At 41.6% G+C, this 20,213-nt stretch carries 21 protein-coding genes and 1 tRNA gene; 4 read left to right on the top strand and 18 right to left on the bottom strand.

All coding sequences use genetic code 11. From position 1 onward, the window contains the following. The first annotated feature begins 506 nt into the window (after positions 1–506). From H5125_RS11515 to rimI, 3 genes are all read left to right on the top strand, one after another. A tRNA-Trp gene (locus tag H5125_RS11515) sits at positions 507–583 on the top strand. Between the two features lie 383 nt (positions 584–966). Further along, positions 967–1,341 carry a hypothetical protein gene (locus H5125_RS11510; protein ID WP_101088692.1) on the top strand — a complete coding sequence of 125 codons (375 nt, stop codon included), beginning with the start codon at positions 967–969 and terminating at the stop codon, positions 1,339–1,341. Further along, entirely contained in the window at positions 1,328–1,786 is a 459-nt protein-coding gene (rimI, locus tag H5125_RS11505; RefSeq protein WP_182744301.1) for a ribosomal protein S18-alanine N-acetyltransferase, read from the top strand. Before H5125_RS11510 ends, rimI begins: the two co-directional genes overlap by 14 nt. A 75-nt stretch (positions 1,787–1,861) precedes the next feature. Here the strand turns inward: rimI and lipA are convergent, their stop codons facing one another. The 14 genes from lipA to leuS all read right to left on the bottom strand — a co-directional run bounded on the left by lipA (position 1,862) and on the right by leuS (position 16,163). Further along, positions 1,862–2,827, bottom strand: a complete 966-nt coding sequence (lipA, locus tag H5125_RS11500) for a lipoyl synthase (RefSeq protein ID WP_101088694.1) — start codon at positions 2,825–2,827, stop codon at positions 1,862–1,864. Continuing rightward, a complete protein-coding gene (lipB, locus tag H5125_RS11495) occupies positions 2,827–3,477 on the bottom strand; it encodes a lipoyl(octanoyl) transferase LipB (RefSeq protein WP_101088695.1) in 651 nt (216 codons plus the stop codon). The genes lipA and lipB overlap by 1 nt, the downstream gene beginning before the upstream one ends. Positions 3,478–3,579: 102 nt before the next feature. After that, positions 3,580–3,846 (bottom strand): DUF493 family protein YbeD, encoded by a 267-nt coding sequence (ybeD, locus tag H5125_RS11490; protein WP_011636177.1) that lies wholly within the window; start codon positions 3,844–3,846, stop codon positions 3,580–3,582. Positions 3,847–4,001: 155 nt separating this feature from the next. Further along, on the bottom strand, positions 4,002–5,210 hold the full coding sequence (locus tag H5125_RS11485) for a serine hydrolase (RefSeq protein WP_101088858.1): 1,209 nt from the start codon (positions 5,208–5,210) through the stop codon (positions 4,002–4,004). Between the two features lie 156 nt (positions 5,211–5,366). Further along, on the bottom strand, positions 5,367–6,179 hold the full coding sequence (locus H5125_RS11480; protein WP_182744300.1) for a septal ring lytic transglycosylase RlpA family protein: 813 nt from the start codon (positions 6,177–6,179) through the stop codon (positions 5,367–5,369). After that, positions 6,169–7,182 (bottom strand): lytic murein transglycosylase B, encoded by a 1,014-nt coding sequence (mltB, locus tag H5125_RS11475; protein ID WP_182744299.1) that lies wholly within the window; start codon positions 7,180–7,182, stop codon positions 6,169–6,171. The genes H5125_RS11480 and mltB overlap by 11 nt, the downstream gene beginning before the upstream one ends. Before the next feature lie 14 nt (positions 7,183–7,196). Then, a complete protein-coding gene (gene rodA, locus H5125_RS11470) occupies positions 7,197–8,318 on the bottom strand; it encodes a rod shape-determining protein RodA (RefSeq protein WP_011636181.1) in 1,122 nt (373 codons plus the stop codon). Continuing rightward, positions 8,300–10,156 (bottom strand): penicillin-binding protein 2, encoded by a 1,857-nt coding sequence (mrdA, locus tag H5125_RS11465; RefSeq protein ID WP_101088698.1) that lies wholly within the window; start codon positions 10,154–10,156, stop codon positions 8,300–8,302. The genes rodA and mrdA overlap by 19 nt, the downstream gene beginning before the upstream one ends. Positions 10,157–10,285: 129 nt before the next feature. Next, positions 10,286–10,756, bottom strand: a complete 471-nt coding sequence (rlmH, locus tag H5125_RS11460) for a 23S rRNA (pseudouridine(1915)-N(3))-methyltransferase RlmH (RefSeq protein ID WP_101088699.1) — start codon at positions 10,754–10,756, stop codon at positions 10,286–10,288. After that, positions 10,756–11,085 (bottom strand): ribosome silencing factor, encoded by a 330-nt coding sequence (gene rsfS, locus H5125_RS11455; RefSeq protein WP_011636184.1) that lies wholly within the window; start codon positions 11,083–11,085, stop codon positions 10,756–10,758. Before rsfS ends, rlmH begins: the two co-directional genes overlap by 1 nt. A gap of 161 nt (positions 11,086–11,246) precedes the next feature. Beyond that, complete coding sequence (gene nadD / locus H5125_RS11450) at positions 11,247–11,882, bottom strand: nicotinate-nucleotide adenylyltransferase (protein WP_182744298.1); 636 nt, start codon at positions 11,880–11,882, stop codon at positions 11,247–11,249. Positions 11,883–11,903: 21 nt separating this feature from the next. Next, positions 11,904–12,938: a DNA polymerase III subunit delta gene (gene holA / locus H5125_RS11445; protein WP_182744297.1), complete on the bottom strand. Its 1,035-nt coding sequence runs from the start codon at positions 12,936–12,938 to the stop codon at positions 11,904–11,906. Then, complete coding sequence (lptE, locus tag H5125_RS11440; protein ID WP_059744816.1) at positions 12,938–13,432, bottom strand: LPS assembly lipoprotein LptE; 495 nt, start codon at positions 13,430–13,432, stop codon at positions 12,938–12,940. Before lptE ends, holA begins: the two co-directional genes overlap by 1 nt. 139 nt (positions 13,433–13,571) lie before the next feature. Then, positions 13,572–16,163, bottom strand: a complete 2,592-nt coding sequence (gene leuS, locus H5125_RS11435) for a leucine--tRNA ligase (protein ID WP_101088859.1) — start codon at positions 16,161–16,163, stop codon at positions 13,572–13,574. 120 nt (positions 16,164–16,283) lie between these two features. On the opposite strand from leuS, the gene H5125_RS11430 reads away from it, so the two are divergent. Beyond that, positions 16,284–16,784 (top strand): zinc ribbon-containing protein, encoded by a 501-nt coding sequence (locus H5125_RS11430; protein ID WP_101088702.1) that lies wholly within the window; start codon positions 16,284–16,286, stop codon positions 16,782–16,784. A 16-nt stretch (positions 16,785–16,800) separates the two neighbouring features. Here the strand turns inward: H5125_RS11430 and H5125_RS11425 are convergent, their stop codons facing one another. The 4 genes from H5125_RS11425 to corC form a co-directional block, all read right to left on the bottom strand. Next, on the bottom strand, positions 16,801–17,091 hold the full coding sequence (locus tag H5125_RS11425; protein WP_174839650.1) for a DUF6482 family protein: 291 nt from the start codon (positions 17,089–17,091) through the stop codon (positions 16,801–16,803). Positions 17,092–17,202: 111 nt separating this feature from the next. Further along, positions 17,203–17,715: a prepilin-type N-terminal cleavage/methylation domain-containing protein gene (locus H5125_RS11420; RefSeq protein ID WP_101088703.1), complete on the bottom strand. Its 513-nt coding sequence runs from the start codon at positions 17,713–17,715 to the stop codon at positions 17,203–17,205. A 12-nt stretch (positions 17,716–17,727) separates the two neighbouring features. Beyond that, the gene (gene lnt, locus H5125_RS11415) at positions 17,728–19,290 is read right to left on the bottom strand and encodes an apolipoprotein N-acyltransferase (RefSeq protein WP_101088704.1); all 1,563 of its coding nucleotides are present in this window, start codon (positions 19,288–19,290) and stop codon (positions 17,728–17,730) included. 3 nt (positions 19,291–19,293) lie between these two features. After that, the gene (corC, locus tag H5125_RS11410) at positions 19,294–20,172 is read right to left on the bottom strand and encodes a CNNM family magnesium/cobalt transport protein CorC (RefSeq protein ID WP_101088705.1); all 879 of its coding nucleotides are present in this window, start codon (positions 20,170–20,172) and stop codon (positions 19,294–19,296) included. Positions 20,173–20,213 lie beyond the last annotated feature (41 nt).

Raw genomic sequence — 20,213 nt, 5'->3', positions numbered from 1 at the left:
CAAGGTTAGCGGTATCTATTCTAAATTCTGTTGAGTAAGTTGGTTGAGTCTTCATTACTTTTTACACCGTTTTATCTTAAGGGGATTTTACCTCAATCGGTGTACAGTTTCATTAAGCCACAATAGATTAGAATACAGAACAGGTTTATCCCCCTCTCTATAGGATTAATAGGTGCGATTATTATTACCTATTGCGCTTAATATTATGGAACTGACTAGGTCATTTTTGCTCGATTGTTCAATGATTCGATTCTAAATTTCAGATCAGATTATCAATTGAACGTAATTGTGTTCTTGTTGTCGACTTCCATATTTGGACTATCAGTTTCTACACTTAACCATGAGATCGTAGAAATTAACCAATGTCCGAGCCATTTTATAAATGCATAATCTACTCATTAATCGATTAGATTAGCTAACTTGTTTGAAAAAACTGCAATTGAGCGCTTTATTTAAAAAAGTACTTTACCTTTGGAGGGGCTTTTAGCATAATGCCCCTCGTCAACAGGGGTGTAGTTCCAATTGGTAGAACAGCGGTCTCCAAAACCGATGGTTGCGAGTTCGAGTCTTGCCACCCCTGCCAAATTTAGAAGGCCTAGCAGAAATGCTAGGCCTTTGTCTTTTGTACTATTCACAATGTCTCTCATTTACTTTCATACAGACAATCCATATTTGTTTCTCTTCGATCAAACTAGCTACATAGTCGATTTCGTTTCTTAATGTGAAACACTCATTTTGACATTTTATGCTAGCTAGTATTTTGTCGTCATAAGTCATATTTTATAATCGAAAATGTTTGGTTTACTATTTTTCGGCAATTCAAGCATTCATTAAATTCCCTATGACTGTGATTTTGTCGTTTTAAGCCTTGCGACAAATAAGGCTTAGTTTTTTGGTTAAATTAGCTTACAACCTTATTTAGTTAACTGTTATGCTTGTTGAAGTATCCTTGTTTTTGAGAGTTCGATGGATAAATCTGCTTTTTTAGATGCGATGAATATTACTCGCTGGCTCAGTGCTGATAAACCGTTAAAGCCTTACTTAGTGTTGCATGATCTCGATGCCGATTTATCTGATCAAACGTTTATCCATGATGTATTGCGTTTATTAAACGTTGATATTGAACAGTGCGAGTTTGATTGTGAAATGATTAAAGGACCACAGGTGATATGGGATATGCGTAAGACAAAAGTTCGTCCTCGTGTTGCTTGGGTTGTAAGTGCGCCGCTAACAGACCTTCATGCACTTGTGGATGAAAAACGTCATTTATGGCAGCAAATTTCTCAACATTTAGACAAAACCCAGCAATTAAGTAAAGGCCTGACCAATGAACAACACTGATGGTTACTTAATTGTCCCCCTTGGCGTTGAGCATGTTACTGCAATGGCGAGTATTGAAAATCAAGCTCATACTCATCCTTGGTCAGAAACTGGCTTAAAGGAGTGTTTTGGGCCTTTATATCGCGTTTTGGGCATTAAGCAGCAAGATGATTTGTTTGCTTTTGCGATAGTGCAGCAGATTATTGATGAGGCGACTTTACTCGATATTTGTGTGGCACCAGATAATCAAGGTTTAGGTTTTGGTTCGTTACTAATGCAGCAACTGATTCATGATGCGAAAGATGCGGGTGCAGTTGTGCTGATGTTAGAAGTTCGTCAGTCAAATGAGGCTGCAAAATATTTATATGAGAAAGTTGGTTTTATTGAGTCAGGCAGGCGTAAAAACTATTACCCTACCGATGATGGTTATGAAGATGCCATTTTAATGGATTTATCGTTGAGTTAATTTTTTGCGTGATTCAATTGAATACAAAAAAAACAGCGCTAATAGAGCGCTGTTTTTTATTCGGGCGAAGTAAGATTACTTAACTTCTTTACCTTGAGCTTGTAAGTCCGCGTGGTAGCTTGAACGAACAAGTGGGCCACAGGCTGCATGAGTGAAACCAAGTTCATCAGCTAAGGCTTTCAATTCATCAAATTCGGCAGGTGGAACATAGCGTTCAACAGGTAGGTGGAATTTAGATGGTTGTAAGTATTGACCAAGCGTGAGCATTTCCACGTTGTGGGCGCGTAAATCTCGTAATACTTCGGCTATTTCTTCGTTAGTTTCACCTAGACCCATCATTAAACCAGACTTAGTCGGGATCGTTGGGTGACGCTCTTTAAAGCGTTTAAGTAGATCTAATGACCACTGATAGTTAGCGCCTGGACGTGCTTTGCGGTAATGAGCTGGAGCAGTCTCAAGGTTGTGATTAAATACATCAGGAGGCTCGGTCGCTAAAATATCTAAAGCGGCATCGATACGACCTCGGAAATCAGGAACCAGAGTTTCAATCTTGATTTCAGGGTTTAATAAACGAATTTCGCGAATACAGTCAGCGAAATGCTGTGCACCACCATCACGTAAATCATCACGGTCAACAGAAGTAATTACCACATACTTTAACTTCATGTCTTTAATCGTTTGAGCCAGTTTTTTAGGCTCGTCAGAATCCGCTTTGAGTGGGCGACCATGGGCCACATCACAAAAAGGGCAACGACGGGTACAGATTGCACCTAAGATCATAAAGGTTGCTGTGCCGTGGTTAAAACATTCTGCTAAGTTTGGACAAGAGGCTTCTTCGCAAACTGAGTGTAATCCGTTTTTACGTAATGCCGCTTTTATCTCGAGAATACGTTGATTTGACGCGGGTAATTTTACTCGTAACCAATCCGGTTTACGCAGCATCGTTTCGCGCTCTGATGGCACGACTTTTACAGGAATTCGTGCGACTTTATCGGCATCACGTAATTTGACACCTGGTTGTAATCTTTCAGGCCTATTCATTATTCTGCTAATCCTTGATGATGTACAAGTTGTTGGTAGCCCATAATTTGGCTAAAGGTTTGGATTAATTTATCGCCAGCTTCAAGCACAGTTTGTGGACCACCTAATGCTTTACATTGCACCATTTCTAAACCCGCATATCCGCAAGGATTGATACGCTGAAACGGGGCTAAGTCCATATCGACATTTAATGCTAAGCCGTGAAAAGAGCAACCTTTACGGATGCGTAATCCTAAAGAGGCAATTTTTCGTTCTGTTACATAAACACCAGGAGCGTCAGCTTTTGCGTAAGCATTAATAGCGTAACAAGCGAGCATGTCAATAATACTTTGCTCAATATTGTTCACTAACTGACGAACGCCTAGTTTATTACGTTTGATGTCGATAAGTGGATAAACCACTAATTGTCCTGGGCCGTGATAAGTAACTTGGCCACCACGATCGACTTGAATAACCGGAATATTACCAGGGTTGAGTATATGCTCGCTTTTACCTGCTTGGCCTTGGGTAAATACTGGTTGATGCTCAACAATCCAAAGTTCATCTTGGCTGTCGCTATCGCGAGTGTCAGTATATTCCTGCATTGCATGCCATGTCGATTCATAGTCTTGCATGCCAAGATGGCGGATGTGCAGTGTTTGTGCTTGCAAGGGCAACGTCTCCCCCAGATAAATTGTGTGTGTCCATCGAGTCAATGGATGAATTCTTAGTATTATACTCAAATTTATGAGTAAAGATGACTCTTTTGGCTCTTACAGTACGCGTTTTACACCTTCAATTGCGGCAAGATCAATATACGCTTTTTCAATATGTTCTTTGCTGGTAACAGTAATACGGATGGTCACTGAATAGTAACTGCCTTTACTTGATGCCTTCACGCTTGGAACATAATCACCGGGAGCAAGTTGTTGCGCTACAGCAACAACACGATCGGCTAAGGTATCGTCAGCATCACCAATCACTTTGAAAGGGCACGAATTAGGAAATTCCATCACTTGGTCAAACGTTGTATTTAACATTAACTTACTCGATTCTATTTTGGTGTTACTAATATGGTGGCAATTATACCCGATTCAAGCCCGGTAGATCTTAAAAAGTTAAAGCCGCTGATTAGGCGGCTTTAATTAGTTGATTCACTAATAGTTTCATTAGTGAATCATGTCAATCTGAATAATTACTCAAACCAACTGGCAAACATTTGTTTAAAGTAATCCATTAACTTACTGAACATACCGCCTTCTTGAACTTCATTCAATGTCACTAGCGGGAATTGAGCAATGTCTTTTCCATCAAGCTGGAAAAAGACGCGACCGACGGTTTCGCCTTTAGCAAGTGGGGCTGTTAGTGGCTTAGTTAATTCAAAGTTAGCTTGTAAATCTTTTGCTTTACCACGGCTAATAGTAATAGGGGTGTCGGTCATCACACCGAGATCAACTGTGTCTCTATCGCCATACCAAATTTGTTGAGTTACGAAGGTATCGCCGGCTTTGTATGGTGTAATCGTTTCGAAAAAACGGAAACCATAGTTGAGCAGTTTCTTACTCTCAGCTTTACGTGCAGATTCACTCGATGTGCCCATCACAACACTAATAAGACGCATGCCTTCGCTGGTGCCTGAAGATACTAGGTTGTAGCCTGCACCTGATGTATGACCAGTTTTAATACCATCAACGTTTAAGCTTTTATCCCACAACAAGCCATTACGGTTATATTGCTTAATGCCGTTATAGGTAAAAGACTTCTCTGAATACACTTTATATTCTTCAGGTACATCACGGATCAGCGCGGCACCTAAAATGGCCATATCATAGGCTGTCGTTTTGTGATTTTCTGAATCTAAACCATGAGAGTTTTCAAAGTAGCTGTCTTTCATGCCTAATTGCTTAGCCCATGAATTCATTAAATCAACGAATGCACCTTCTGTCCCGGCAATATGCTCAGCCATAGCAACACAGGCATCATTACCCGATTGAATAATAATACCGCGGTTTAAGTCGTGTACTTTGACGGTTTTACCCACTTCAATGAACATTTTAGAGGAGTCAGGGAAATTCTTTGCCCACGCGTTCTTGGTAATGGCTACATCATCATCTAATGAAATATTACCAACGCGGATTTCATGGCCAATAACATAGCTGGTCATCATTTTTGTCAGACTTGCTGGGTTTAAACTTTCGTAGGCATTTTCTTCAGCAATAACTCTGCCAGAATTATAATCCATTAGCACGTAAGCTTTAGCTGCAACACTAGGCGCGTCTGGTGTCACCATAGGTGCGCGATTGGGGGTAGGACGTATATCTGGTTGTGGCGTTGCTGCGATTGAAGAAAAACAGACAACAGATGCAAAGAGCATCGTTGTTAATTGAGCAGTTTTGGAAGTCATCATGAAGTTAGCACGTCTCTAGTTAGTCGAAGAAAAGACAAAGATCAATTGGTATAATTTTTCGATTATACATTAGTAGGCAACCATTTCGCATTAAGGTTCATTCATCCAATGTAAATGAAGCTTAATGTTACTCTATATCACCAGTATTATTGCTTACGGTACGATAAAGCTTTGTGGATAACCATCTGTTTGCACACGATCGAGCAATTTATTGGTTAGATGAATTTGTCTGATCGGGCCCAACTGTAATCTGTGCATGCCATTTATGGGTGTCACGCGAGAATTAACGGCGTATTTGGTTTCTAACTGTTTGGCTAACATATTAATACGCAGTTTATCTTGCGACGCTGCAACTTGAATAAAATGATTGTCGTCATCTTTTAAATCGCTTATTACTCGCTCTTCTGGTGAGGGAATGTAAACGGTTTCAATAGCGACTTTTGCGGTTCCTCTGGCCAGCATGCCTAAGTGGTAAGCCGCAGCATAAGATAGATCAATCACTCGACCATGATGAAATGGTCCGCGGTCATTTACCCTAACAATAATTTGTTTATTGTTGTCTAAATTGGTCACTTTGACATAACTGGGTAAGGGCAGGTTTTTATGCGCTGCAGACATAGTGTACATATCATAAGTTTCGCCATTAGAGGTTAAATGACCATGAAACTTTGAGCCATACCATGATGCATGACCTTGCTCTTTAAATCCCTTACCGCTGTCGAGCACTTGATAGCTTTTGCCTAATACGGTGTAGTTACGATTACCTTGTCTGCTATAAGGTTCGTATTTAGGTTGGGCGTTTTTAACCAAGCTCACATCTGGTGCGTCATCAGGATAACGATCGTTAGCCATTTGATAGCGGCTTTTTTTTCCTGAAGAAGAGTTTTTAGCATCATTTGACGAGCAGCTAATGAGAAAGACACTGCTAAAAATGATTAATAAGATGAAACGGTAATTAATGACCATGTTGATTTACCGATTTATGATGAGCGTTAAGTTGTTGGCTAAACTGATAAACCGCCATGGCATATAATGGGCTGCGATTATAGCGAGTAATCACATAAAAGTTTTTAAGCCCGAGCCAGTATTCAGTGCTTTCAGCTTGATCTAGTTTAATTAACAATGCCGCTTGTGACGCATCCATATCTTGATTATCTGCCAAGCTTAATGATGGGCTAAGAATGTCTGATACCTTATAGTGAAGCTTTTCTTTGGTCCATACCTTCGCTTTAGGGGTCGTGCTTGAGGTGTGATTTAGCAATAACGCTACAGGTTGGCCTTTTTGCCAACCGTGTTGATGAAAATAGTTAGCTACACTGCCAATTGCATCAGCTTTGCTGGTTAATAAATCTCGTCGACCGTCACCATCAAAATCCACAGCGTAATGGCGGTAGCTAGATGGAATGAATTGACCGTAACCCATTGCGCCAGCATATGAGCCTTTTAAGGTGTCATTATCGAGTTTTTCTTCTTTAATCAACGACATTAAATTGGCATATTCACTGCGAAAGAACGTTGCCCGTGGTGGGTAATGAAAGCCCAGCGTGTACAGGGCATCTTGCACACGATAATTGCCTAAGTAACCACCATAGAATGTTTCAATGCCAATGATCGCCACAATAATTTGTGGGTCAACATTAAACTTCTTAGCTGCTTTATCGATGGTCTGCAGATTTTCTTGCCAAAACTCTAGCCCTTTTTGCAACCGTTTATCGGTTAAAAAAATAGGATAATATTGGTACCAAGGTTTCGCTTCCCAAGGCTTTGATATCGCGTCAATAATGGTTTGGTCGAAGCTTGACGATGCTAAAAACTGCTCGACTTCTTGTTGCTTAAATCCTTGTTTTACTTGTTCGGCAATAAAGGTTTTCTGTAACGCTTGAGTATCAGTTTCGGTCACTGCATTTGCGTCAAAAACAGCACTCATAAGTAATGCTAAGCTGGCGATTTGAACGGTTATTTTTGTCATGGTTAACGTTAATCCTATCTATCGACAAATCGTCTGTGGGTGTGAATACTCATTAAAATACCAAAACCTGTCATTAAGGTCAGCATTGAGGTTCCACCATAACTGATTAGCGGTAAAGGTACACCAACCACAGGTAGAATGCCTGATACCATGCCGATGTTAACAAAAACATAGACAAAAAACGTTAGGGTGATACTTCCGGCCAATAAGCGTGCAAAACTGGTCTGTGCTCGTGAAGCAATAACCAGACCCCTGCCAATGACAAATAAATACATTGCCAGTAACACTAAACTGCCAATTAATCCGAACTCTTCTCCGATCACTGCAAAGATAAAGTCGGTATGTCGCTCAGGTAAAAACTCTAATTGCGATTGAGTCCCATCAAGCCAACCTTTACCCCAAAGTCCACCAGAACCAATGGCAATTTTAGATTGGATAATATGATAACCCGCGCCGAGAGGATCTTGTTCTGGATTAAACAAGGTTAATACTCGAGTACGCTGATAATCGTGCATCAAGAAAAACCACAATACGGGTAAAAAGATCAAAATCGCAGTAACAAAGCCGCCGACAATTAGCCAACTCATGCCAGATAAAAACAACACAAATACTCCAGAAGCTGCGACCAAAATAGAGGTGCCTAAGTCAGGTTGTTTAGCAATGAGTAATGTTGGAATAAGTAGAATAATAACGCCACCGGCCAGATATCGCTTTTTGGGTGGCAGCGGGAACTTACTGATATACCACGCCATGGTGATGGGGAAGGCTAGTTTGATGAGTTCCGATGGTTGGAATTCCATAAATCCTAAGTTTAGCCAGCGCTGGGCACCTTTATTAATGGTGCCGAACAGTTCAACACCGATGAGTAACGCTACCCCAGCAAGATAAATAGGCAAAGCCCAACGCCTGAGTATTTCAGGATTGATTTGTGCAAAGCAAAACATCACGCCTAACGACAACGCCATACGCACCAGTTGACGCTCCATCATCGCAGGGTCTTCGCCACTGGCAGAATAAATCACAAAAAGGCCAAAGCTCATTAAAATAACGATGCCGATGAGTAATGGCACATCTAAGTGTATTTTTTGCCAAAACGATTTTTGATATGCATGATTATTCACGGTTTTACCGCCCATTCGTCTCGTAAAATATACTCATCGAGCAAGGCTCGAGCTAGCGGGCCAGCATTGGCGCCACCCCAGCCGGCGTTTTCTAATACCACAGCCAAAACAATACGAGGGTTTTCGTAAGGAGCGTAAGCAACAACTAATGCATTATCGCGTAAGTGTTCTGCGATAGTGTTGGCATTATATTTTTGATCTTTAGCTACGCTAAATACCTGTGCAGTACCCGTTTTCATTGCTGCAGTATAGGTAGCATCGGTAAAGCGAGATTTATCAGCCGTTTGGCGCATAGCTTCATTGATGATGTCCCAATTACGAGGGTCTTTAAGCTCTATTGGTACTTGCTCATCAATCGGCGAATCAATTTTAACGGTACTATTTTTAAATGATTTTAATAGATGAGGCGTAAAGCGCTTGCCTTTATTTGCCATGATAGTCACCGCATTAGCAAGCTGTAGAGGAGTAGTGGTCCAATATCCTTGGCCAATACCGACCGAAATTGTATCGCCGTTATACCAAGGTTGGTTGTAACGCATTCTTTTCCAGTCTCGAGATGGCATTACGCCATCTGATTCTTCAAAAATATCAATGCCAGTACTTTTGCCAAAACCAAAGCGATCCATAAATATGGCCATTCTATCGATGCCAACTTTATAGACGAGGTCATAAAAGAAAATATCACAAGAGTCGACAATGGCATGATAGATATCTACCCAGCCATGGCCCCATTTTTTCCAGTCGCCCCATTTGCGATCGACGCCTGGCATTTGCCAATAGCCTGGATCCCAAATCCGCGTGCGTTCGCTAATGATTTTTTCTTCTAACCCAAGTAATGCCACATGCGGTTTGATGGTTGACGCAGGAGAGTATTGCCCTTGGGTTGAACGATTTATTAATGGCCGCGACTTATCGTTTAACAGCTCATTATAAGCTTTAGAACTAATGCCGTGAACAAAGGGGTTTGGGTCATATGATGGGCTTGAAATCATGGCTAAAACACCGCCATCTCTAGGATCTATAGCCACAACGGAGCCTTTGCGGCCATCTAAAAGCTCCATGGCCTTCTGCTGTAGTTTGAGGTCTAACGTGAGATAGATATCTTGTCCTGGTGTTGGCGGAGTCACTTTAAGCGTGCGGATCACTCTGCCACGATTATTGACCTCTTCTTCGAGGTGACCAGGGGTACCATGAAGTAAACTTTCATAAAATTTTTCAATACCTTGCTTACCAATATCTTTGGTTGCAGCATAGTTTTTCCACTGACTGCTTTTTTCAAGTAAGGCTTTATCTCGGCTATTAATTTTGCCGACATAACCCAATACATGAGTCATTAGCGCATTAAAGGGATAATGACGCTTAAGACCTGCTTCAACATAAATACCAGGAAATTTATATTGATTAACACTAAAGATGGCGACTTGTTCGTCGGTTAATTTACTTTTAATGGTTAACGGCTTAAACCGGCGATGAAACTTTAAGGTTTCAGTGATGCTTTCGCGCTCATCTTCTGAGAGTTCAATGAAGGTATTAAGCTCGTCCAAAGTCGCGGTAATGTCATCGACTTTTTCTGGAATAAGTTCTAAAGAATAATAAGGTTGGTTTTCGGCTAATAGTACGCCATGACGGTCATAAATTAACCCTCTGCTAGGCGGAGTAGGAACCACACGGATACGGTTATCATTTGAACGAGTTTCATAGTCTTTGTAAGAGACAACTTGAAGATGATAAAGATTCGAAAATAAGATGCAGAGTAGAAAGAATACGCAAATAAAAGTGAATAATGCACGGCGTTTAAATAGCGCGGCCTCTGCGGCGTGATCATGCATGGTAATGCGCTTATTTGGCGACACTTATGCTATCCCCGTCTTTACCAAATGGAAGGTTGAATTATAGAAGGTCACAGTATCAGCTGATGAACATGAAAAAAAGAGTTGCATGATAATCATTATCGATAAGCTTAGTTATTCATGCGACTGAGTTTATTCTCTGTGATACGGATGATTGTTATTGACGCTCCAAGCTCGATATAGGCTTTCTGCCACAATAACCCTAACCAAAGGGTGAGGTAAGGTCAGGGCAGATAAACACCAGCTTTGGTTGGCCGCCTCTTTACAAGCAGGTGAAAGTCCTTCTGGGCCACCAATAAGTAAGCTGACATCTCTACCATCGAGTTGCCACTTTGTCATTTGCTCGGCAAGTTCTGGTGTTGTCCAGTTTTTACCGGGTAAATCTAGGCTGACAATGTGGTTACCTTTTGCTACTGCCGCTAGCATTAATTCGCCTTCCTTATGTAAAATTCGGGCGATATCAGCATTTTTCCCGCGTTTCCCTGCTGGGATTTCGATGAGTTCCAAAGCCATATCTCTAGGGAAACGGCGTTGGTATTCTTCGAAGCCTCGGGTTACCCAATCGGGCATTTTGGTGCCAACGGCAATAAGCTGTAACTTCATTAGACGCTGTGTTCAGACCAAAGTTTTTCAAGCTCGTAGTAATCACGAGTTTGTTCTTGCATCACATGCAAAATCACTGAGCCTAAATCAACTAATACCCATTCACTGCTGTCACGACCTTCGACCCCAAGAGGTTGCACGCCAGCATTTTTTGCTGACACGATTACGTGCTCACCAATAGATCGAACGTGTGTTTTTGATGTACCAGTACAAATGATCATAGTGTCGGTAATGGTTGACCGTTTAGATACATCTATAACAGTAATATTTTTTGCTTTTAAATCATCGACTTTGTCGATAACGAAATCTTTTAGTTCGGTGCCTTGCACTCGAAGTACCTCATAAGTAAAAATTAACGGAGTATTATACTCAAATTCACTGTTGATGCGCAATTAAGCATGGCTAAACAGCGATAGATTTAATTTTGTGTCCGATGCCGAGTTAACCCATAATCATAAAAATTGAGTTAACTGCTGTGCGGTTTGCAGTGTTAGCGATAGAGCTGATGTTGGCGAATATATTCGGTTGTTGTTTGGGGTAAAACCGTGCTGATATCAATATTTTGAGCTAATTGCTGACGTATTTCAGTTGAGGATATATCAACTAACTGGCTGTTAATGCTGAATATTCTTCCATTTTTCGCATGGGAAGGCAAGTCAAGATAGTCTACGGTTGCTTGTCTGAATAATAATTGCTTGGTCATTTCGCTGTGGGTGTCCATTGCCCAACCAGGGCGTTGACACAACGCAATATGGCACAGATTAAACAATGATTGCCATTGATACCACAATGGTAATTGAACAAATGAGTCCATGCCCATAATGAAAAAGAATTCATCATCAGGATATTGTTGGGTGAGTAATGTGAGCGTAGTGACACTGTAAGAGGGGGTGTCGCGATTGATTTCGATATCACATAGCTTAAATTCTGGGTACTGCTGGCAAACTAACTTCACCATTTCAAGCCGGTGATGAGTACTGACTACGGTAGTATTTTTATGTGGGGGTATATGATTGGGCATTAGCCAAATCTGGTCTAAATGAAGTTGCTGTTTTACATCTAGTGCAGGATTGATATGTCCTAGATGGATAGGGTCGAACGTGCCACCCAAAATACCGATACGCATTCGCTGTCCTTACTTTTTGTCTCAGTCTGTTAATTCAATATGAGCTAAACGGTTATGTGCTCGTGGATCAAATAAAATGCAAAGATGGCTGAGACCAATCCAATCTTCAAGCCCTTTTTGTTTGAGATTTAATTCTAATTTAGACGCAAACGCGAGCATATGTTCGATATGATCTAAATCTAATCGCGTTATTGCTGCTTGATAAAGCGGTTTACGCTTATCCCAAATCCGGTGCTGGCCCCACAGTTTACTGAGTTGCTCGCCATTATGAACGGCCAGTTTCAAGGTGAGCAGCAAATTTATCTCTTTGAATAAAGCCCACATTAAAATGGGCATAGCAGTGCCTTCAGCCTGCAATTGAGCCAGCATGTGCTGTGCATGTTTTTGATGGTTACCTAGAATGGCATCACAGAGTTGAAACACACTGAAACGAGATTGGTCTTCGAAATATTCACTGAGTTGTTCTGGGGCAATATTTTGCTTAGGGCTGAGCAGTTGTAACAATTGCATCGCTTGTTCAGCCGCCAATAAGTTACCTTCAAATAGGGTAAACAACATGGCTTTGGCATCATGGTGAACTGTGAGTTCATAATGAGAAATACGACTGTCTAACCAGCGTTCAAACTGTTTACCTTCAGGCGTGGTGCAGGGTAGGTATATACCTTTGGCATCGAGTGATTTAAACCATTTGCTATTGGTTTGCTCTGCACTGGCTTTGGGGCCTTGAATAATCAATAACATATCAGGATTAGGGTGTTGCAACAGCGTTTGAAATGCTGCAGCGCCTTCCATGCCAGGTTTGCCTTGCGGCAGGGTTAACTCAATAATCCGCCGGCTGGCAAATAAGCTCATTGCTTGCCATTCTTGGACTAAATCTCCCCAGTTAAAACCGGTTTCTTGGCTCAACTGTACACGCTCTTCAAAGCCTTGTTTTTTAGCGGCGTTGAGGATCAATTGTTTACTGTTTTCGATTAACCATGGGTCATCACCAAACAGTAAAAAACATTGAGGTAGCGGTTTGAGATGTTGTTTGAGTTGATCAGGATAAACCCGCATTACTCTGCCCCGATTGACGCCAGAGTCTGGATAATATAATCGGCTGCCTGTACGCGCATCTCTTTAACCAACAACTCCATTTCACGGCTTTTTGCTAATGCAGTACGAGGATCATCTTGATAATCTCGACGGATTTCAGTATCAAAATCTTGTGGCTCTTGTCCTGGTAAAGTAACCGAATAATGCACTAAGTAAATCAGCTCATATTCTGCAACATTTCCTGTGGGATAAAGTGACAGTGTGGCACGTTCGAGAGAGTCGTTAATTAACCGTAACGTAGGTGTTTTTTCTGCTGCATCGACAAGGCTAATACGGTTGATCCGTAATCTGTCACGAACTAAGCGAGTTAACTCACTGTATTCATCGCTGCTGCTTAAATGCAATTCGGCCAATTCGGCAGGGATGGAGTAACTGCGTTGGAGTTTGAAGCCGCATCCTGCAGTGGTCAGTAGCACCAATGTCATTATGGCTAAACAGATTTTTTTGGCTAGCATAGTGAGGGGAGGCATCCTTGTTTATTTGCATGGTTAAATAAATAACTTACCGCGGTGTACCCGCGGTAAGTTATAACACTGAAGCGTTAACGTTATCACCCTAATTTCGGAGGCTGACGAGCCTCCTCATTAAGACAACTTAGTTAGCAACAATACTTAATAGTTTGCCGGGCACGTAAATGACTTTACGAACCGTTAACCCTTCAGTGTGTTTTTGTACGTGCTCATCACTCATGCCTAATGCTTCTACATCTTCTTTTGATGCATCAGCAGCAACAGTAATTTTTGCGCGAACCTTTCCGTTTACTTGTACCACAATGAGCTTGCTGTCTTCGACTAACGCAGACTCATCGACTTCAGGCCAACGGCTATCTTCAATATCACCTTCGTTACCTAGCTCATTCCATAACGTAAACGTCATATGCGGAACAATAGGGTAAAGCAAACGCGTTACTGCAGACAAAGCTTCAGCAAGTAATGCTCGATCTTGAGCCGTTTCTTGTGAGGCTTTCAGTAAATGGTTCATTAGTTCCATTACTGAGGCTACAGCGGTGTTAAACATTTGACGACGTGCAATGTCATCGCTGACTTTGGCAATGGTCTTATGTAATTCACGGCGCAATGCTTTTTGATCGGCATTTAATTTGCTGGTATCTAATGGGTCAGTTTTACCTGCAGCAACATGATCGCTAGCCAATTTCCAGAAACGTTTAATGAAGCGATGTGCTCCTTCAACGCCAGACTCTTGCCATTCCAGGGTTAATTCTGGTGGCGAGGCAAACATCATGAATAAACGTACGGTATCAGCACCGTACTTTTCAACCATAACTTGTGGATCGATACCGTTATTTTTCGATTTAGACATCTTACTCATACCAGTGTAAACCAGTTCATGACCTTGATTGTCTATCGCTTTAATAATGCGGCCTTTGTCGTCTTTTTCTACCACAGTCACTTCTAAAGGTGATACCCAAACTCGGGCACCTTTTTCGTTGGTGTAGTAATAAGCATCTGCTAATACCATGCCTTGAGTCAGTAATTGCTTTGCGGGCTCATCACTGTTGACTAAGCCAGCATCACGTAGCAACTTATGGAAAAAGCGGAAATACAATAAATGCATACAAGCGTGTTCGATACCGCCAATGTACTGATCTACTGGTAACCAGTAGTTAGCTTTAGCAGGATCTAACATTTCGTCTGCGTGAGGGCTACAGTAACGGGCGTAATACCACGATGATTCCATAAAGGTATCAAAGGTATCTGTTTCGCGCATTGCAGGCTGACCATTGACTGTGGTTTCTGCCCAAGCTTTATCAGCTTTGATCGGACTTTGAATACCGTCCATCACCACATCTTCTGGCAAAATAACTGGCAGTTGATCTTCAGGCGTTGGCACAACAGTACCATCTGCGAGGGTCACCATTGGGATAGGAGCACCCCAGTAACGCTGACGAGATACACCCCAGTCACGTAAACGGTAGTTTACTTGACGCTTGCCTTTGCCTTCTGCAGTTAATCGAGCATCAATGGCTTCAAAAGCCGCTTGAAAGTCTAAACCGTCAAGCTCTGGGAAAGTGTCTCCAGAATTAAATACGATACCTTTTTCGGTGTAGGCTTCTTTGCTGACGTCTACTTCGCCATCTACTGGCTTAATGACCGCTTCAATCGCAAGCTTATATTTAAGCGCAAATTCATAATCGCGTTGATCATGAGCAGGTACCGACATTACCGCACCCGTGCCGTAATTCATCAATACAAAGTTAGCTACCCAAATAGGTACTAACTTGCCACTAATAGGATGAATAGCTTGTAAACCGGTTGCTACGCCTTTTTTCTCCATCGAAGCCATCGCAGCTTCAGTGGTATCAGCATTTTTACATTCTTCTAAAAATGCGGCTAACTCAGGGTTATTCAATGCAGACTGTTCAGCTAAAGGATGACCTGCTGCAATAGCTACATAAGTCACGCCCATTAACGTATCTGGGCGAGTGGTGTAGATGTCAAACGAGGCATCACTGTCAGCAACGGCAAAGGTCATTTCAATACCTTCACTGCGGCCAATCCAGTTGCGTTGCATGGATTTAACCTGCTCAGGCCAGCCATCTAACGTGTCGATGTCGTTAAGTAATTCTTCTGCGTAATCGGTGATTTTAATAAACCACTGAGGAATTTCTTTCTGAATCACTTCAGTATCACAGCGCCAGCAGCAACCATCTTGTACTTGCTCGTTTGCGAGTACAGTTTCATCGTTTGGACACCAGTTTACTGATGAGGTTTTTTTGTACACTAAACCTTTGGCATACAACTGAGTGAAAAACCATTGTTCCCAACGATAGTACTCAGGGGTACAGGTAGCGATTTCACGACTCCAGTCATAACCAAAGCCTAATAGCTTAAGTTGGTTCTTCATGTAGTCGATATTTTCGTATGTCCACGGTGCCGGCGAGGTCTTATTATTGATCGCGGCATTTTCTGCAGGCAGACCAAATGAGTCCCAACCAATCGGTTGCAAAACATTTTTACCTTGCAAACGTTGATATCGTGCCACTACATCGCCTATTGTGTAGTTACGGACGTGGCCCATGTGAAGACGACCTGAAGGATACGGAAACATTGAAAGACAATAGAATTTCTCTTTGCTTTCATCTTCAGTAACTTCAAAGGTTTTATGTTCGTGCCAGTGCTTTTGCACTAAGGCTTCAATTTCTGAGGGATTATATAGCTCTTGCATCAATCTATTTCCGGCCATGCCGCCCATTGTTTGATCTAACGCTCAGCAGCGAGATTTATAACTGCATAGAATAAACCAGAAGTGATCTATTAAAAAGGTGCGTATTAAGGAGTATTACTTATGAGTGGAAAAAGTTCAGCACTATTAGCCTTATATCAGTCACTATTCGAACAGGTGAAAACCTCGTTTGAGCAAGATAACTCATTGACTGCTAAAAGTTTGTTTAAGTCAGTGACCCAGGGTAAAGAGTATTTAAAACTAAAATCTCATGCAGATGAAGAAGAGCTCGCTTTAGTAGAAGAATTTTTAAAGCGTGACATTGCAGCCTTCTTAAATGAGGAAAATGCCGATAATTTGAGTTTTAGTCCGATGGTTATTGGGATTGAGAATACATTATGGCAGTGGTTGAGCGAAATAACTGATCGTAGCCAAGTGGAGTGGCATGAACTTTTACAAGATTTTAAACATCATGGTGTTTATAAGTCTGGGGAAATTATTAACCAAGGTAAACTGACCTGCGATAAATGTGGTCATCAAATGCAAATCGATTTTCCTGGGGTCATCCCCGACTGCCCAAAATGTGATTATAATGAGTTTTCAAGGGAGCCGTTAACACCATAAACAGCTAAGTGAATACTTAAAACTCTACTCGGTAATGGTAGTGACTCGTACTGCTGTTACCGATCATTTCATCATACGCTGTCTGAATTTCTAGCATGGCATAATGAATGCCTTGTTGTTTCAATAACACTTCAGCTTGTTTGATTGAGTTGAAACTCAGCTGTTTCCCTGCTTTATTGCGAACACTGTAAAAATTTCCCAGCAGATCTTTAACACCGAGCAAATAATGATTTGAGTCGGCATAACTAATAATCGTTGGATGTTTAGTTTGTTGGGATATGGCTAATTTTATTTCAAATAGTTGCATCGTAATCTTCACCAATAGTTGTTTACTGAAGACATTACGAAGCAAGCTGAAGCTTAGTTTATATTGATAGCTTATTTTTAACATCTAAATGCATTTAAAGATGGTTGTAGATTAGCAACCACTGACTACAGTTTGATATTGGGGTGCTGTATTTGCATCTGCGGCTTGAGTGTAAGAAAAGTAACAATTGTCATTGATGACCTGGCCATTATCATCTTTATCATATCCGATATAAGTAATAGCAATTCCTTGATATTGAATGGTAAAAGCGTCATCCACAACGATCCATTTTTCGATGTCCGTGTTGTCTAAATAGCCCCATTTCAACCGAGTTTCAAATACTCCGTCGTTGTCGATATCAATATCGATTAAGTCATCGCGGTTTGTGACGGCTTGCACTCGTAAGCTCGTCATTTTTGAACGGGCATACACCAGAGTATTGGCTGTTTTAATGCTGCCCATGAGGCCCGATAGGGTGCGCTGTCTCGCTTCGGTACTCAAGCCAATAAACTTAGGTGCTGCAACCAGCGCTAGAATGCCTAAAATAATGATGACCACAATCAACTCTATTAAGGTAAATCCTTTTGAGAGAACCTGTGTTTGGAGTCGAATCGATTGTGACATCAAATTGTCCTGTTATTTACGTAAGACGTTTCTGACACCAAATAACACTAATAAACCGCACAGTATGAGTAAGGGGAATTGACCTATTTTTCTAAACCAAGTTTCACCTTGATAAAGTGCAATATTGGTTACTAACACCCCAGTTTCAAACTGCGGGATAGCATCGGTAATTCGTCCATGCGGATCAACGACTGCAGTAATGCCATTATTGGTACCACGCAGAAGAGGTTTACCCATTTCAATGGCACGCATTTGGGCTATTTCCATGTGTTGTAATGGCCCGTTAGATGCGCCAAACCAAGCGTCGTTTGATACGGTGAGTAGCATATCTGTTTCATTTGTAACGCTTGCTCTTACTTGCTCTGGAAAGGCAATTTCATAACAAATCGCCGGCGCTACATGATAACCCAGTGCAATTAAATTAGGTTGAGTGTAGTCACCACGTTGGAATGATGACATTGGTAAATTAAAAAACGGTGCAATAGGGCGTAATAAATCCCCTAATGGCACGAACTCACCAATTGGCAGTAAATGATGTTTCTTAAACTCGTTGGTGCCACCGGCAATATAGTCAGCACTTTGTTGCTGTTTCTGATGGTGATTACCTAATACGATTAATGAGTTATAAAAATCATTTTGCTGGTGGCTAATAATGCCTGTAATAATCGCAATGTTATTCATATTGGCGACTTGATTGGCATTCAATAAAAAGTCTTCCACCATGGCTTCTGGTGCAGGAATGGCAGCTTCTGGCCAAATAACGATATCGACACTAGAGGCATCATCAAATTGCTCACGGGTTAGATCCATGTATTTAAGCATGGTTGGCCACAATGCATCTGGCTCCCACTTCATACTTTGGGGAATATTACCCTGCACTAATGCCACTTTAACTGTTTTACCACTGGCTGATATTGGGTTGAGTTGCGGTGCCGCCCAAGCGCTTAATGCCAAGATAGGTAATATGATTAACACTGGGAATACTCGCTTTTGTGTTAACAGCATCAGTGAGCCTGCAACTAAAGCCACCACAAAGCTCAGTCCTAACGCACCAATAAAGCTGGCAAATTCACTAAGAGGCCCTAATGTTTGGCTGTAGCCAGCCCAAATCCAAGGGAAACCTGTCAGTACCCATCCTCTTAACCATTCAGTTAGCACCCATAATGCTGGGAATAATCCTAGATAGGTAAAGTAAGGATTTAAGGAGTGCTTAGCTGTGCGTGATAACTTGCTGAGCAAGTATCCTGTTATTGCGGGATAAATTGCCAGATACAGTGCCAGTAAAGCCATTAAGGTTATCGACACAACAATGGGCATGCCACCAAAGGTATCAATACTGACATGCACCCAACTAATGCCAATGGCAAAGCAGCCAAAACCGAAACTAAGCCAGTAATACAAACTTTGTTTGGCGGTTAATGTATGACTCTGCCATAGGGCAAAACTCAATGCTAAAGGAAATATGGCCCAAATTTCATAAGGCGCAAACGAAAGTGCCGTACTGGCGCCAGCAATAAATGCCGTCACCAGACGAACAATACTCAAAGAAGAGTGTAAAGGTTGAGTTTTTAGCACGATTTAGTCGTCGAATTCTTCACTAATATTAGGGTCAGGGAGTTTAACACGAAGTTGCACCAAGCGGCGGTTATCTGCGTTAATGACTTTGAACTCGATATTGTTGATGATAATGCTTTCATTACGTTCTGGTAAATGGCCAAATGCATGCGACACCATACCACCGACAGTATCGAACTCTTCATCACTGAAGTTGGTACCACAGGCATCGTTGAAATCTTCAATTTCAGTCAGCGCTTTTACCATGAACACCGTGTTACTGAGTTTTTTGATTTCGGTATCTTCAACTGAATTATGGTCAAATTCATCTTCAATTTCCCCGACAATTTCTTCGAGAATATCTTCAATAGTGACTAAGCCTGACACTCCACCATATTCATCGACAACAATCGCCATATGGTAGCGTTGCGAGCGGAATTCTTTGAGCAGTACATCGACTCTTTTACTTTCAGGAACGACCACGGCAGGTCTAATCACTTGGGCAAGAGTAAAAGATTCATCAGATTGTTTAAATCCGTATTTGATCAAATCTTTAGCCAGTAAAATGCCTTCAATATGATCTTTGTCTTCATTAACAACAGGGAAGCGAGAGTGACCTGAATCCATGACGATTTCTAAAAACTCATCGACGGTCGAGTCTATTTGAATGGTAACAATTTGCGATCTTGGGATCATGATGTCGCGCACACGAAGGTCGGAAACCTCTAATACACCTTTAATCATTTCGCGAGTATCTTCGGTGATGAGGTCACGCATTTCTGCACCGGCGATGACATCAACTAAATCTTCGCGATTTTGAGGTTCGCCCTGAAATAATTGGTTAATTTTATCGAACCAGCTCTTCTTGTGGGCGTTTGTACTCGGGGGGATATCGTCACTCATAATATTTACCTAAACAGGGTTATCTATAAGATATACCTTGT

Origin of the sequence: Shewanella sp. SR44-4, from assembly GCF_014163715.1 — a bacterium.
Classification (GTDB): Bacteria; Pseudomonadota; Gammaproteobacteria; order Enterobacterales; family Shewanellaceae; genus Shewanella.
This window is presented reverse-complemented; position numbering and strand designations above follow the sequence as displayed.